This is a genomic window from Burkholderia sp. AU6039, assembly GCF_002223365.1.
In the GTDB taxonomy this organism is placed as follows: domain Bacteria; phylum Pseudomonadota; class Gammaproteobacteria; order Burkholderiales; family Burkholderiaceae; genus Burkholderia.
This window is the reverse complement of the sequence record NZ_NKFK01000003.1, coordinates 1,562,438-1,576,047: the sequence shown is the minus strand read 5'-3', so window position 1 is coordinate 1,576,047 and position 13,610 is coordinate 1,562,438. Positions and strand designations below refer to the sequence as shown.

Below are 13,610 nucleotides of genomic sequence, written 5' to 3'. Positions count from 1 at the left end.
CGTTTAAATAAGGCACCCCCTGCCTTTCGGCAGTCGGCTCACCTCCGGCGACCGTCCCACTTCGCATTATAGCTAAGTCGTCAAGACTTGCGAAATCCCTGCCGAATCATCGACTTACTTCAAGTTTTGTTCCAGATGCGGACCATTCGAATTCCCACGGCGGACCACGCCTGCAGCTGCGGTGCTGGTGCCGCGCGCGCTCGCGCGCATACCCGCGACGGCATCATCGCGTCGGGCGTGTACGCGACCGAGCAGCTCGGCGAGCGGCAGTCGATCACGCCGGAAGGCTTCCTGCTCTGCGAGGCCGTGCCGATCGCGCGCGTCGGCGCGCAGGACTACGCCTACTTCGAGCTGCCGGAGATCGAGGCGAAGGACGGCGTCATCGTCGCCGAGCGCACGGCCGACGTGCTGTTCAGTCCCGAGACGCTCGCCAGCTTCGAAGGCAAGCCGATCACGATCGACCACCCGCCGGATTTCGTGACGCCGGCGAATTACATGTCGGTGGCGCGCGGCACGGTCCGCAACGTGCGGCAAGGCGAGGGTGACCAGGCCGAGCTGATGCTCGCCGACCTGCTGATCACCGATGTCGAGGCGATTCGCCGCGTCCAGAGCAAGGGCGCCGACGGGCTCACTCAGGTTAGCAACGGCTACGACGCCGACTACGAACAGATTGCGCCTGGGCGGGCGCGACAGGTGGTGATCGTGGGCAACCACGTCGCCCTCGTGAAAAGCGCCCGCTGTGGCCCCGTGTGTTCGATCGGGGATAGCAGTTCCAACCTACTCCCGACAGGAGATGCAAGCATGGCAACCAAGAAAGGCTCCAAGTTCGTCGACGCGTTGCGCAAGGCGTTCATGACGCGCGATTCCGAAGCGTTCGAGAAGGTCGCGAGCGAGATGACCGGCGACGAAGGTGGCGAGGGTGGCGAAGGCCAGCCTCAGATTCACATCCACATGCCCGGTACCGGTGCTGATCCGAAGGCCGGCGCCGGCGGCGTGACGGGCGACGACGCGGCAGCCGGTGGCGAAGTCGATCCGCTCAAGCAGGTGCTCGACGCGATCCAAGCCACCAACGGCAAGATCGACGCGCTCGCCGACCGTGTGACGAAGCTCGAAGGCGGCGGCACGCAGACGGGCGACGCGGACGACGATGACGAAGACCTGCTCGGTACCGGCACGACGGACAACGGCGGCGCCGGCGAGGGTGGCGGCGACGACAAGACCGGCGCACGCACGGGCGACAGCACCTCGCTGCGCGACCAGTTTCAGGACGCGCTCTCGCGCGCCGAAATCCTCGCGCCGGGCGTGCGACTGCCGACGTTCGATGCGAAGGCGGTCCGCAAGAAGACGGTCGACGCCATCTGCGTACTGCGCCGCCGCGCGCTGCGCGCCGCGCTGGACAACGAGAACGCCGAACTGGTCAAGTCGGTGGTCGGCGGCGCGAACGTCGCCAGCATGACCTGCGATTCCGTCGCGGCGTTCTTCAACGCGGCGTCGGAGGTCGTGCGCAGCAAGAACTCCGGTGTGACGCAGCGCCGGACGAACGATTCCACTCAGACCGAGCGGAAAGACATCAACGAAATCCACGCGGAATTCTGGAAGGTCCGCAAGTAAGGAGCCGACATGCCCTCGTTGCAAGCTTATCAATATCGCATGCCGGCAGGCTTTGCCGGCGACCTCCAGCGCGCCGAAGTCGCCACGATCGAGACGCAGCTGATCGACCCGGCAGCACCGCCGACGGCGTTCGGCGTTCCGGTGAAGATGGTGAACGGCAAGATCCAGCCGATCAACAACGCGGCGGACACGGCGGCGCTCGTCTACGGCGTGAACCTCCGCGCGTACCCGATCCAGGGCAACGGCACGGATCCGCTCGGCACGTCGACGCCGCCGACGAGCGGCCCGACGGACATCCTGAAGCGCGGCTACTTCAACGCCGCGCTCGGCGGCACCGCGCCGGCCACGAAGAACGGTACGGTGTACGTGCGCGTCGCGGCGGCCGCCGCCGGCAAGCCGCTCGGCGGTTTCGAAGCGGCAGCCGACGGTACGAACACGGTCGCGATGCCTGCGAACTGGTACTTCACCGGCCCGGCCGACGCATACGGCATCGTCGAAATCGCCGTCAACATCTGATCCGGCGCTGAACAGCGCTTCACCCGAAGCCCCGCAGTCGCGGGGCTTTTGCATTTCTGGAGCCATTACATGGACATGTCCGAACTGAAGCACCTGCGCCGGGCCGGGGCCTCGATCCCGATGTCGGCGGCCGTCGCGGACGCGACGCGCCGGCTGATCCGCGCGCGCACGCAGGACCAGCAGTACACCTACGATCGCCAGACGATCGACTCGACCGGCGCATTCCTCGTCGGCCAGCTCGAACGCCTCGACCAGACGCTCAACGAGCCGCTCGTCGAGTACACCTGGTCGCGCGACATCTTCATCCGCAGCGACGTGTCGGCGGCCGACGAAGTCGCGTCGTTCACGAACTCGGCGTTCGGGATGAGCGGCGGTATCAACCCGAACGGTCTGAACTGGATCTCGAACGAGGGCAACGCGCTGGCGGGCCCGTCGGTCGACATCGGCAAGACCGCACAGCCGATGCTGCTCTGGGGTGCCGAAGTCAAGTACACGGTGCCCGAGCTGATCAAGTCGCAAGCGCTCGGCATGCCCATCGACTCGCAGAAGGTCGAGGCGATGAACATGAAGCGCAACATGGACCTCGACCAGATCGTCTATTACGGCGATCCGCAGATGAGCTTCACCGGTCTCGTGAATTCGACGGCTGCCGTCGGCAGCGTTTCGAACGTCGCGAACGGCGCGGCCGGCACGCCGCAGTGGAACACGAAGACGCCGGACGAGATCCTGAAGGACGTCAACGAGATCCTGACCTCGGCGTGGCAAGCGTCGGGCTGGAAGGTGAAACCCAACCGCCTGATGCTGCCGCCGGCCACGCTCGGCGGTATCGCATCGCGCATCATCAGCAACGCTGGCAGCAAGTCGATCCTCACGTACCTGCTCGAGAACAACATCTGCACGCAGCAGGGCACGCCGCTCGAAATCCTCGAGCTGAAGTGGCTGATCGGCGCCGGCGCGGGTGGCACGCAAGGGCAGCTCAACACCGTCGACCGGATGGTCGCCTACAACAGCGACAAGAAGTACGTCCAGTTCCCGATGACGGACCTGCAGCGTACGCCGCTCGAGTACCGCTCGCTGTTCCAGATCACGACCTACTGGTCGCGTATCGGCCGCGTCGAATGGCGCTACGGCACGACGGCCGCTTACCGGGACGGGATCTGACATGGCGACGACGAAGATCAGCGTCCTGACGGCGTTCACGATCCGGCTGCTCCACGAGGGCGAGGAAGTCGTGCGCCGGATCGAGGCCGGTGTGCAGGAGGTCGAGGACTTCATTGCCGAGCACTGGTACGCGAAGGCGCACACGGGCCCGCTGCCGGAGAATTCCGGCGATTCGAGCGGCTCGCAAAGTGGCGCGGCGGACCAGGCTGCTGCGCTGGCCGCGGCAAAGGCCGATCTCCAAGCCGAGTCGGATCGCCTCGAAAAGCTGCGCACCGAGCTCGATACCTTCGGCAAGGGGCTGGACGACCGTGCGGCCGCGCTCGACGCGCGCGAAGCAGCGGTTGCCGCGAGCGAGCAGGATCTCGCCGCGCGAGTCGCAGCCTTCGAGGCAGCCCAGAAGGACGCCGCGGCGGCCGCGAAGGACGGTGCAACCGACGGCGCGACCCAGAAGTCCGGCGGCGGGAAGAAGGCATAATGGCCTACCGGCGCCGCGCCGTGCTGGCGCGCGCCGGGATTCCGCATTTTGGTAAGGTGGCATGTGGACATCGCCCAGTTCCGACAATCGTTTCCCGAGTTCAACGACACGACGACGTACCCCGACTCGCTCGTCCAGTTCTGGATGACCGTCGCGGTGTCGCTCGTCAACGCGGATCGGTGGGGCGAGCTGACCGATCTGGGTGTCGCGCTGGTCACCGCGCATCATCTCGCGTTGGCTTTGAAGGATCAGAAGACGGCGGCAGTCGGCGGCGTGCCTGGGCAGGTGACGGGGCCGCAGTCGTCGAAGGCCGTCGACAAGGTCAGCGCCAGCTACAACACCGAGGCCGTCGCCATCAAGGACGGCGGCTTCTGGAACGCCACGATGTACGGCGTCCGCTATCTCAGCCTCGCGCTGATGATGGGCTCGGGCGGCATTCAGCTGTAACGCTGCCGCAGCCCGTCGGGAGAATCCCATGGGCAGCATGAAAATTGACCGCCTCGACGAGGTGCTGAAGTCGATCAGCGGGCTCGTGCAGAAGGAGGTGCTCGTCGGCGTGCCCGACAGCACCGCCGGCCGGAAGGACGAAGGTTCGCCGCTCAGCAACGCCGAGATCGGCTACATCATGGAAAACGGCTCGCCGGCGAACAATATCCCGGCGCGCCCGCATCTGGTGCCGGGAGTTCAGGACGCGCGGCCGAAGTTCGAGCCGCAGTTGCAGAAGGGCGTCGAAGCTGCGCTCGATGGCGACCTCGAACAGGTCCAGCGCCGGCTCAGCATGGCCGGTATCGCGGCGCAGAACTCGGTGCGCGCGAAGGTCAACAGCAACGTCGCTCCCGAATTGGCTGAATCGACGCTGGCCGCGCGCCGGCGCCGCGGCGTCACGCGGGAGAACACGCTGGTCGACACGGGCCAGTATCGCAACGCGATTACGTACGTGGTTCGCAAGAAGTAGCTTCCAGTTTTTCCGCTCCAAGGGCCGCCGCGTGCGGCCCTTTTTCGTTGGTGTCCGCGCTATGGCTTTCCTCGACGTCACCGACGTTCTGCTCGATCCGGATTTCATGGACATGGGCCTGATCTGCAATCGCATGACGCAGACAGTCGACGGCCACGGCCGCGCGCAGAACACCGCGGCATCGACGCCGTTCTCGGCCGTCGTGACGAGCGACAGGGGCGACATCCTGCACCGCAACGCGGACGGCAGCCGAATCATCGGTTCGATCACTCTGCACACGCCTTTCCGGCTGCGCGACGGCGCCGTGGGTGGCGACGCCGACGAGGTGATCTGGGACGGCACCACGTACACCGTAGTCAACGTGAACAACTACTCGCACTTCGGCCGCGGCTTCGTCTGCGCGACGTGCGACATCAAACCTCTCGCGGGGACATCATGAACGACAGCTCGACCGGCGGCTACCTGGCGCCAGCCGTCGATGCGCCGCCGGCCGAGGACGATGCCCTCGACGATCTGGTCCATGACCTGATCGCGGGCATCGCGGTGCTGCCGCCCGACCTCGTGCGGCCGCGCTGGCAGCAAACCGTGCCGAAGCAACCGGAGCCGTCCGTCGACTGGTGCGCTTTCGGCGTGCAGGAGCAGGAGCCGGACGCCGGGCCGGCGATCCAGCACGACGGCACCGGCGATGGGCACGACACGTACATCCGGCATCAGGACGTCGACGTGATGTGCACGTTCTACGGCCCGCGCGCGAAGGGCTACGCGCAGCGGCTTACTGATGGGCTCGCGATTCCGCAGAACCGCGAGCAGCTTCAACTGCACGACATGGCGTTCGTCAGCGTCGGCCCGATTCGCGCAGCGCCCGACCTGGTCAACCAGCAGTGGGTGCGGCGCTACGACATTACCGTGACGCTGCGCCGCAAGATCACCCGGACGTATGCCGTTCTGAACATCGTGTCGGCAGATTTCACGCGACGGTGAGGGGGCGAGTCGTGACGTATCGATCTCTCTGGCAACTGCTTATAAGTTGTCAATCAGTGCTTTGATGAACCTGTTGTCGACCGCGGCCAAGAGGTTACGGGCGTCGGTATTGTGATCTTCCATTTCATGGTACTTGCCTCGGATTGACCGATACAGTCGATCAGCATTCCATTGCCGGAATTCGGGCAGCCATCCCTCATGGAAGCACACCCACCGGAAATGGCCGGCCAAAGTATCTCCACCAAGGCGAAGTGTGGGGATTTCCTGGGCCGCTTTATCGATAATCGACATTAATTCGTCATCGTTTAGACCGGCTATCAAATTTCGTGCCGTATCGTTGTGCGTTTGCTTGTACATGATTTCTTCGCGCAAACGCGCAATTGGACGGACGATCTGCATTATCGGATCGGCATCCCTCTTAAGCCAATGTTCGGCGGGCGTGTAGTAAATCTCTACGCCCTCATGCCAAATTGCCCAGAAAACATGTTCCTTTGCTGCGGCAGAGTTGCCCATCATGGTCTCCTTGTGGTCAACGCATACCAGTTGGCGTGCGCGAAGGCGATCTTGTCAGAGAAATATGATCGGGGGCATCCCCAAAATTGGGGATGCTCGATGACGAAGACCATTCACACTCGCTGTTGATTCCGAGTGCATATTTCCGGATCTGTTTTTACTTAGCCGCTTAAATGCGGCTTTTCTTTTTTTGGGGCTACTTATGGCAACTGGTCTCCCTGTGTCGCGTCTTATCAACGTGACGATCAACCTGGCCGCGCTCGCGGCCCAGGGTGCGAATATGAACACCGGGCTGATTCTCGGCCCGTCCGCAATCATCGACACCAACGAGCGTGCCCGATCGTATGGCGGAATCGCCGAGGTGGCGGCCGACTTCGGCACGAACACGCCGGAGTATTACGCCGCGGCTCTGTACTTCAACCAGACGCCGCAACCTCAACAGCTGATGATCGGCCGGTGGGCGAAGATGGCGACGTCCGGCTCGCTGCGCGGCGGCGTGCTGTCGACCGCGCAGCAAGATATGACTGCCTGGAAGGCGATCACGACGGGCGCATTCAACATCTCGATCGACGGCACGGCGAAGACGGTCACCGCGCTCGATTTCTCGGCGCAAACGAACCTGAACGGCGTTGCGACGGTGATCAACGCGAAGCTGACCGGCGCGACGATCGTGTGGAATGGCTCGCAGTTCGTGGTGACGTCGAGCACGTCCGGCACCAGCTCGACGGTCGGCTACGCGACTGCGCCGGGCAGCGGCACGGACGTCTCGTCCATGCTCGGCCTGACCAGCAGCCTCGCCGGTACGCCGGCGGCCGGTATTGCACCGGAGCAGCCGGTCGACGCTGCTGCGGTGTTCCTCGACCGCTTCGCGAACCAGTTCCTCGGCCTCGGCTTCGCTGACGCGTCGATCACCGACACGCAGCACATCGCGGTCGCAACGTTCATCGAGGCAGATCAGCGCCATATCTACGGCATCACGACGCAAAACCCGCAGGTGCTCGACTCGACCGTGTCGACCGACATCGCAAGCAAGCTGCAGGCGCTGAAGCTGAAGTACACGATCGTGCAGTACTCGAGCGCGACGCCGTACGCGGCGACGTCGCTGCTCGGCCGGCTGCTGACGGTGAACTTCAACGGCAACAACACGACGATCACGCTCATGTTCAAGCAGGAGCCGAGCGTCGCCGCCGAGCAGCTGACCAGCACGCAGGCGAACACGCTGCAGGCGAAGAACTGCAACGTGTTCGTCAACTACAGCAACGACACATCGATCATCCAATACGGCGTGACGCCGAGCGGCCTCTTTGCCGACTCCGTCTACAACGCGATCTGGTTCCGCAACCGCATCGAGACGGACGTCTACAACCTGCTGTACCAGAGCCCCACGAAGATCCCGCAGACCGATGGCGGCAACGCGCAAATTGCGGCGACGATCTCGTCGGCCTGCGAGGCTGGCGTGAACAACGGCTATCTCGCACCGGGCGTCTGGAACTCGGCCGGCTTCGGCGCGCTGAACCAGGGCGACACGCTGGCGCAGGGCTACTACGTCTATGCGCCGCCGATCGCCACGCAGTCGCAGGCCGACCGCGAGGCCCGCAAGTCGGTCACGTTTCAGGTCGCGGCTAAGGAAGCCGGCGCGATCCACAGCGTTGACATTCTCGTCAACGTCAACCGCTAATAGGGGCAACACAACATGACGACTTACAGCTTTCAGGACGTCGCGTCGACCATCGTCGGCCCGGGCGGCGCGTTCTCCCTCGGCTATGGCGAAGCGACTGCGGAAGAAGGCATCACGATCGTGCGCGCGGGCGACAAGAACACGATGACGATCGGCTCGGACGGCGAAGGTATGCACAGCCTGCATGCCGACAAGTCCGGTCAGGTCACGCTGCGCTACCTGAAGACCGCGCCGATCAACGCGAAGCTGATGGCGCTGTACGACGCGCAGTCGCTCGACAGTCGGCTGTGGGGCAAGAACCTGATCGAGGTTCGGCAGACGGCCGCCGGTGACGTGACGACAGCTCGCAGTTGCGCGTTCAAGAAGGCGCCGGATCTGAAGTACGCGAAGGACGGCGACATCGTCGAATGGGTTTTCGACGCGATCAAGATCGACAACATCCTCGGGACGTACTGAGCATGACGACTGAAGTCCAACTGAACGGCGCGCGGTACGCGATCGGCAAGCTGAGCGCGATGCAGCAGTTCCACGTGTCGCGGCGTATCGCGCCGATCATCCCGCCGATGATCCCCGTGCTGATGAAGTTCTACGCCGAGCTCGAGCAGGCCGACGTCGTGCGCGAGCAGGCGCGCGCCAATGCAGCGCTCGCGGCGCTCGAAGGCGCCAGCAAGACGGAAGCGTGGGGCACTGCATCGCCGGCACCCGAGGCCGAACGCTCGCGTGAGCTGCTCTCGCTGGTCGACGCGATCGCCCCGGTGCTGCAGCCGTTCGCCGACGCGCTGGCCGGCCTGAAGGACGAGGACGCCGAGTATGTCTTCGGCACGTGCCTTTCCGTTGTCGAGCGCTGGCAGGGGCCGGGCTGGGCGAAGGTATGGAACACCGCTCACAAGACATCGATGTTCGACGACATCGGCATCGACGTGATGCTGCCGCTCGTCGTGCGCGTCGTGGTGGCGAACCTCGGCCCTTTTATCAGCGGGCTGCTTACCAGCCAAGCGAGCAGCCCGGCGGCGACGTAGGCTGGATTCGCACGCTGCCCGGCGGCGAGGACTGGCTGCTCGCACCGGTGCACGCCCAGATGTGCCGTTACGAGTCGCTGCTCGACGGAGCGCTCGGCCTGGCCGACATCGCGCTCATGAACGATTCACTCGCCGTCCGGGCGGACAACGAAGCGGCGTTCCGCCGCAAGATGGAAAGAGAAAATGGCTGATTCGGTCGTCATCCGCGAGTTCCTGGTCGCGCTCGGCTTCAAGGTCGACGAGAAGGGCCTGAAGAACTTCAAGGAAGGCGTCGAAGGCACGACGAAGGGCGTCAAGCAGCTGATCGCCACGGTGTCTGGCGCCGCGCTCACGGTGAGCGCCGGCGTTGCGGCATTCGCGTCGAAACTCGAGCGCCTGTATTTCGTGTCGCAGCGCACGGGCGCGTCGGCGACCAACCTGCGCGGCTTCGAGTTCGCCGCGCGGAACATGGGCGTCTCGGCGGAGGCGGCCACCGGCACGATCGAGAACCTCGCGCGTTTCCTGCGCAACAATCCGGCCGGCGAAGGTTACCTCTCGACGCTCGGCGTGCAGACGCGCAACGCGAACGGCGAACTGCGCGACACGGTCGACATCATGTCGGACCTCGGGAAGTCGCTGGCGAACAAGCCGACGTGGCTTGCCAGCCAATACGGCAACATTCTCGGCATCGACGAGAACCTGATGCTCGCGATGCGCAACGGGGACTTCGAGAAGCTACTGGCGCAGTATCGCGAGATGTCGAAGTCGACCGGCCTCGACAAGGCGGCCGACGACTCGCACCGTTTCATGACGCAGCTGCGCGGGCTCGGCACGTCGTTCGAGAACCTCGGCATCCGCGTCGAGGGCGCGATGCTGCAGAAGATCGGGCCGCAGCTCGAACGGTTCCAGCGTTGGATGGACGAGCACGGCGATGAGATCGCCAACCGGATCACCGATGTCGCCAACGCGGTCGTGAAGGCGGCCGCAGCGATGGGGCCGCCGCTGGCATGGCTTGCGGACAAGTTCGTCGAGCTCGATCGTGGCACCGAAGGCTGGTCAACGAAGATCCTGCTGCTCGGCCTGGCGCTGAAGGCCCTGGGCGTGTTCAAGATCGTAGGTGGTATCTGGAAGATTGTCGGGGCGCTCCGCGCGGGTGGCGCAGCCGCAAGCGGCGCAACAGGTCTGCTTTCGGCGATGGGTGTAGAGCTTGCGGCCCTCGCGTCGAGCGCGGCCGCCGTCGGTGCTGCATTCCTCGGTTGGAAAATCGGAGACGGCGTCCGTGATCAGATCGACGGCCTGATCACCAAATTGTCGGGTGGCCGCTTCCGCTCGCTGTGGGACATCCTCACGCTGAAGGATCGGCGCGGCCTCGACTCGACCGGCGGCTACACGCAGGAGGAAATCGACAGCGTGAAGGACGGTGGCGGTGCAAAGCTAACACCGCCTCGAACTGATCAACCAACGACTCTGGCACCATCCGATGCGCAGGGACCGAATCCCGGCCGGGCAGCGTCGGGGGCACCGGCACCGGCCCTGGCATCGGCATCAGCTCCGGCACCGGCACCGGCACCGGCACCGGCACCGGCACCGGCACCGGCACCGGCACCGACACCAGCATTAGCTCCGGCGGTGGCATCGGCTCCGTCAGGCCCGCCGGTTCCGGCTTCAGCACCGGCGCAGCCTCGCGAAAAGGTATCCGTACCGAATTCGGAAACGTCCAGCCCGTCAAAGCCGACACCGCAGTCGCCGCCGGCGGCGCGGATCGAGCGTGTTGCGGCGCCTGGAGACAACGGTCTTGCCGGTCGGCTCGGCCAGCTCGCGGACACGGCGTTCGGCAAGTTGATCGCGCGCGGCGAAGGCGATTACAACAGCGTGAACCGCGGCGCGCGCGGTGGTTACCGTGCCGGCACTGAGAACCTCGAAGGCATGACGCTGGCGCAAGTGATGGCCGCGCAGCGCGCGGGGCAGTTCAACGCTGCGGGCCGCTACCAGATCATCGGTACGACGCTAGCCGAGGCCGCGCGCGGGTTGAAACTTAACGGGTCCGAGATATTCGACCGGAAGTTGCAGGACCGGATCTTCGAACAGTACCTTGTGCGCAATAAGCGGCGGGCAATCTCCGATTATGTCGAAGGACGTAGCGATGACTTGCGTGCGGCGTTGCGCGCGGCGTCGCGTGAGTGGGCTAGCGTGGCTGACCCGGATACCGGCCGTAGCTACTACGCTGGCAAGGGCAACAATCGCGCGAGTATCTCCGCCGCTGAGATGGAAGCCGCGCTTCGCAACACTCGCGCGACCTATCAACCTCCGGCAGCTGCGATGGCACAAGCGGCGACTGCGTCGGCGACTACGAACAAGGTCGAGGTGAACCAGACCACGCAGATTCACGTGAATGGTGCAGGTGACCCGTCCGCGGCGGGCCGCGCGGTCGAGCGCGAGCAACGTGCGGTGAATTCCGACCTGGTTCGAAACCTTCAGGGAGTAGTTGCATGATCCTCGACATGATCATGATCTCGCCGAAGAAGATCGGCAGCATTACGGTGCAGGTCGCGATCGAGGAGGTCTACAACGACGAGCTGACGATCACGGAGCATCCGGTCGAGCAAGGGGCGCAGATCACCGATCACGCGTTCAAGCGCCAGCCGGATGTTTCGATGCGCTGTGGCTGGAGCAACGCAGACTACGAGGCGCTGCTCGGCGCTGCCGAGGCGACGTTTGACGGCGGCGGCCTGCCATCGGCGCAGTACGTCAACGCGATCTACTCGCAGCTGCTCGCCTTGCAGCAGTCGCGCACGCCGTTCGACGTCACGACGAGCCGCAGAACCTACCAGAACATGCTTCTGCAGGGGCTGCGGCTAACCACTGACGAGAAGACGTCGAGCGCGCTGATCCTTACGGCGACGCTCAAGCAGATCCGCATCGTATCGACGCAGGTGACGAAGTTGCCGCCGCGCGAGGACCAGGCAGATCCGGCATCAACGGCCGAGACCGGCAACGGCGGCACGAAGGCCGCCATGCCGGCGACGCCAGCACCGGGCGGTGCAGTGCCGCCGGGGAGTATGTGATGCCGAGCTTCTTCGAGATTCCGTTTTCTCCGCGGCCGGAGCGCTTCACCGTGACGCTGAGCGGGACCGACTATCGCCTGACTGTCCAGTACCGCAAGGTGGGAGGCGCGGGATGGGTGCTGGACATCGCGGACGCCTCGGACAACCCGCTGGTGTCCGGCATCCCGCTGGTGACGGGCATCGACCTACTCGGCCAGTACAAGCATTTGGGGTTCCAAGGGCGGCTGTGGGTGCAGGGTGCTGCTGATCCGGACGACGTTCCGACTTACGAGGATCTCGGCATCGGATCGCATGTTTTCTGGGTGACGGACCAATGAGCGTTCAGCAGTTCGGCCGGAAGGTCTCGTTGATTATCGGCTTCGACAGCGGGGAGGCACTCGACCTGTCCGAGCTCCGGATCGTGTTCCGCGTGCAGCGTGGCGACCTGCAAACACCGAACTCGGCGCGCATCCGCGTCTACAACGTGTCCGCGACGACGGCGCGGCGCGCACAGAAGGAGTTCACGCGCGTCGTGCTGCAGGCCGGTTATGAGGGCAACTACGGGATCATCTTCGACGGCCAGATCAAGCAGGTGCGGCGCGGGCGCGAGAGCCAGACCGACACGTTCCTCGACATCACCGCGGCGGATGGTGACTCGGCGTACAACTTTGCCGTGGTCAACACGACGCTGGCGGCCGGGTCAGTCGCGACCGATCACGTGTCCGTGGCCACGGCAGCTATGAACCCGTACGGCGTGTCGCTCGGCTATATGCCGCAGGTGACATCGAATCCGCTGCCGCGCGGGAAGGTGATGTTCGGGATGGCGCGCGACTTCCTGCGCGGGATCGCGAAGACCACGCAGACGGTCTGGAGCATCCAGGACGGCAAGGTGGTGATGGTGCCGGAGACGGCGTACATGCCGGGTGACATCCCGGTGATCACGTCGGCGACCGGCATGGTGAGCCTGCCGCAGCAAACGGCGAACGGCATCGAGGTGAAGATGCTGCTGAACCCGAGCGTGAAGATCGGCCGGCTGATCTGGCTGGACAACGCGAGCATCCAGCAGTACGAGTACAGCCTGAACGTCGGCCAGCAGGCCGAGAACGCGCGGATCGAGATGCAGGCGAAGCTGCAAGATGACGGCTTCTACTACGTGATGCTCGCGGAGGTGAGCGGGGACACGCGCGGCGAAGAGTGGTACACGAGTGTGATTTGCCTCGCGGCTGATGTCACGGTGCTGCCCGATTCGTTCAAGGATAAGGCGGCTGTCCCGTCCGCCGACGTCATCAAGAGGTACGGCTAGCGACCATACGTCGGCAGGGCCTTGATGGTCATCGTCGTGCTCTCGCCGTTGCGCTTCACATCTGCGCGCGCGAGCACATTGAGCGGCATCGACTTCGTCGGCATCTTCGGCACGATGATCACGGCATCGCCGTCGATCGTCTCGCCCCAGCAGCCGATGTCCCACACACCGCGGTAGGACTCGTAGCGCCGCATGTTCTTCGCGTTTGCGAGCGGCAGGTCGCACTTCTTCGTCGTGTACAGGATGGTCGGGAATTCGTTCTCGACAGTCACGCCGATCTTCATGCCGGCGAACGGATAGACGTAGGCGTCGTCAGCGACGGCGGCGAGCGGCGCGAGCAGCGCAGCGGTCAACAGCAGTTTTTTCATTTTCTTC

At 64.6% G+C, this 13,610-nt stretch carries 18 protein-coding genes; 16 read left to right on the top strand and 2 right to left on the bottom strand.

Translation table 11 applies throughout. From position 1 onward, the window contains the following. The first annotated feature begins 135 nt into the window (after positions 1–135). The 8 genes from CFB39_RS10005 (at position 136) to CFB39_RS09970 (ending at position 5,699) form a co-directional block, all read left to right on the top strand. Positions 136–1,611, top strand: coding sequence for a DUF2213 domain-containing protein (locus CFB39_RS10005; protein WP_089473265.1), 1,476 nt, complete (start codon positions 136–138; stop codon positions 1,609–1,611). 9 nt (positions 1,612–1,620) lie between these two features. Beyond that, on the top strand, positions 1,621–2,127 hold the full coding sequence (locus CFB39_RS10000) for a hypothetical protein (RefSeq protein WP_089472936.1): 507 nt from the start codon (positions 1,621–1,623) through the stop codon (positions 2,125–2,127). Positions 2,128–2,196: 69 nt separating this feature from the next. After that, positions 2,197–3,288 carry a DUF2184 domain-containing protein gene (locus CFB39_RS09995; RefSeq protein WP_089472935.1) on the top strand — a complete coding sequence of 364 codons (1,092 nt, stop codon included), beginning with the start codon at positions 2,197–2,199 and terminating at the stop codon, positions 3,286–3,288. Between the two features lies 1 nt (position 3,289). Beyond that, complete coding sequence (locus tag CFB39_RS09990) at positions 3,290–3,763, top strand: hypothetical protein (RefSeq protein ID WP_089472934.1); 474 nt, start codon at positions 3,290–3,292, stop codon at positions 3,761–3,763. Positions 3,764–3,826: 63 nt separating this feature from the next. After that, the gene (locus CFB39_RS09985) at positions 3,827–4,210 is read left to right on the top strand and encodes a DUF4054 domain-containing protein (RefSeq protein WP_089472933.1); all 384 of its coding nucleotides are present in this window, start codon (positions 3,827–3,829) and stop codon (positions 4,208–4,210) included. 28 nt (positions 4,211–4,238) lie between these two features. Further along, positions 4,239–4,718 carry a hypothetical protein gene (locus tag CFB39_RS09980; RefSeq protein WP_089472932.1) on the top strand — a complete coding sequence of 160 codons (480 nt, stop codon included), beginning with the start codon at positions 4,239–4,241 and terminating at the stop codon, positions 4,716–4,718. Positions 4,719–4,779: 61 nt separating this feature from the next. Then, entirely contained in the window at positions 4,780–5,157 is a 378-nt protein-coding gene (locus tag CFB39_RS09975) for a hypothetical protein (RefSeq protein ID WP_089472931.1), read from the top strand. Continuing rightward, the gene (locus CFB39_RS09970) at positions 5,154–5,699 is read left to right on the top strand and encodes a hypothetical protein (protein ID WP_089472930.1); all 546 of its coding nucleotides are present in this window, start codon (positions 5,154–5,156) and stop codon (positions 5,697–5,699) included. Before CFB39_RS09975 ends, CFB39_RS09970 begins: the two co-directional genes overlap by 4 nt. A gap of 39 nt (positions 5,700–5,738) precedes the next feature. On the opposite strand, the gene CFB39_RS09965 is transcribed toward CFB39_RS09970, so the two are convergent. Then, entirely contained in the window at positions 5,739–6,212 is a 474-nt protein-coding gene (locus CFB39_RS09965) for a hypothetical protein (protein ID WP_089472929.1), read from the bottom strand. Between the two features lie 202 nt (positions 6,213–6,414). Between CFB39_RS09965 and CFB39_RS09960 the strand changes: the two genes are divergently transcribed. From CFB39_RS09960 to CFB39_RS09925, 8 genes are read left to right on the top strand one after another with little or no spacing between them, the layout of a single operon-like run. Continuing rightward, on the top strand, positions 6,415–7,890 hold the full coding sequence (locus CFB39_RS09960; protein ID WP_089472928.1) for a DUF3383 domain-containing protein: 1,476 nt from the start codon (positions 6,415–6,417) through the stop codon (positions 7,888–7,890). Between the two features lie 15 nt (positions 7,891–7,905). Further along, positions 7,906–8,346 carry a phage protein gene (locus tag CFB39_RS09955; protein WP_089472927.1) on the top strand — a complete coding sequence of 147 codons (441 nt, stop codon included), beginning with the start codon at positions 7,906–7,908 and terminating at the stop codon, positions 8,344–8,346. 2 nt (positions 8,347–8,348) lie between these two features. After that, positions 8,349–8,909, top strand: a complete 561-nt coding sequence (locus CFB39_RS09950; RefSeq protein WP_089472926.1) for a phage tail assembly chaperone — start codon at positions 8,349–8,351, stop codon at positions 8,907–8,909. A gap of 59 nt (positions 8,910–8,968) precedes the next feature. Further along, positions 8,969–9,100 carry a hypothetical protein gene (locus tag CFB39_RS40775; protein ID WP_256991387.1) on the top strand — a complete coding sequence of 44 codons (132 nt, stop codon included), beginning with the start codon at positions 8,969–8,971 and terminating at the stop codon, positions 9,098–9,100. Then, positions 9,093–11,381, top strand: coding sequence for a mannosyl-glycoprotein endo-beta-N-acetylglucosamidase (locus CFB39_RS40770; protein ID WP_256991386.1), 2,289 nt, complete (start codon positions 9,093–9,095; stop codon positions 11,379–11,381). The genes CFB39_RS40775 and CFB39_RS40770 overlap by 8 nt, the downstream gene beginning before the upstream one ends. Beyond that, entirely contained in the window at positions 11,378–11,953 is a 576-nt protein-coding gene (locus CFB39_RS09935; RefSeq protein WP_089472925.1) for a phage baseplate protein, read from the top strand. The genes CFB39_RS40770 and CFB39_RS09935 overlap by 4 nt, the downstream gene beginning before the upstream one ends. Beyond that, positions 11,953–12,270, top strand: coding sequence for a hypothetical protein (locus CFB39_RS09930; RefSeq protein ID WP_089472924.1), 318 nt, complete (start codon positions 11,953–11,955; stop codon positions 12,268–12,270). The genes CFB39_RS09935 and CFB39_RS09930 overlap by 1 nt, the downstream gene beginning before the upstream one ends. Then, positions 12,267–13,235, top strand: coding sequence for a hypothetical protein (locus tag CFB39_RS09925; protein ID WP_089472923.1), 969 nt, complete (start codon positions 12,267–12,269; stop codon positions 13,233–13,235). The genes CFB39_RS09930 and CFB39_RS09925 overlap by 4 nt, the downstream gene beginning before the upstream one ends. Here the strand turns inward: CFB39_RS09925 and CFB39_RS09920 are convergent. Continuing rightward, positions 13,232–13,603, bottom strand: coding sequence for a hypothetical protein (locus CFB39_RS09920; RefSeq protein WP_089472922.1), 372 nt, complete (start codon positions 13,601–13,603; stop codon positions 13,232–13,234). The genes CFB39_RS09925 and CFB39_RS09920 overlap by 4 nt on opposite strands. Between the last annotated feature and the right edge of the window lie 7 nt (positions 13,604–13,610).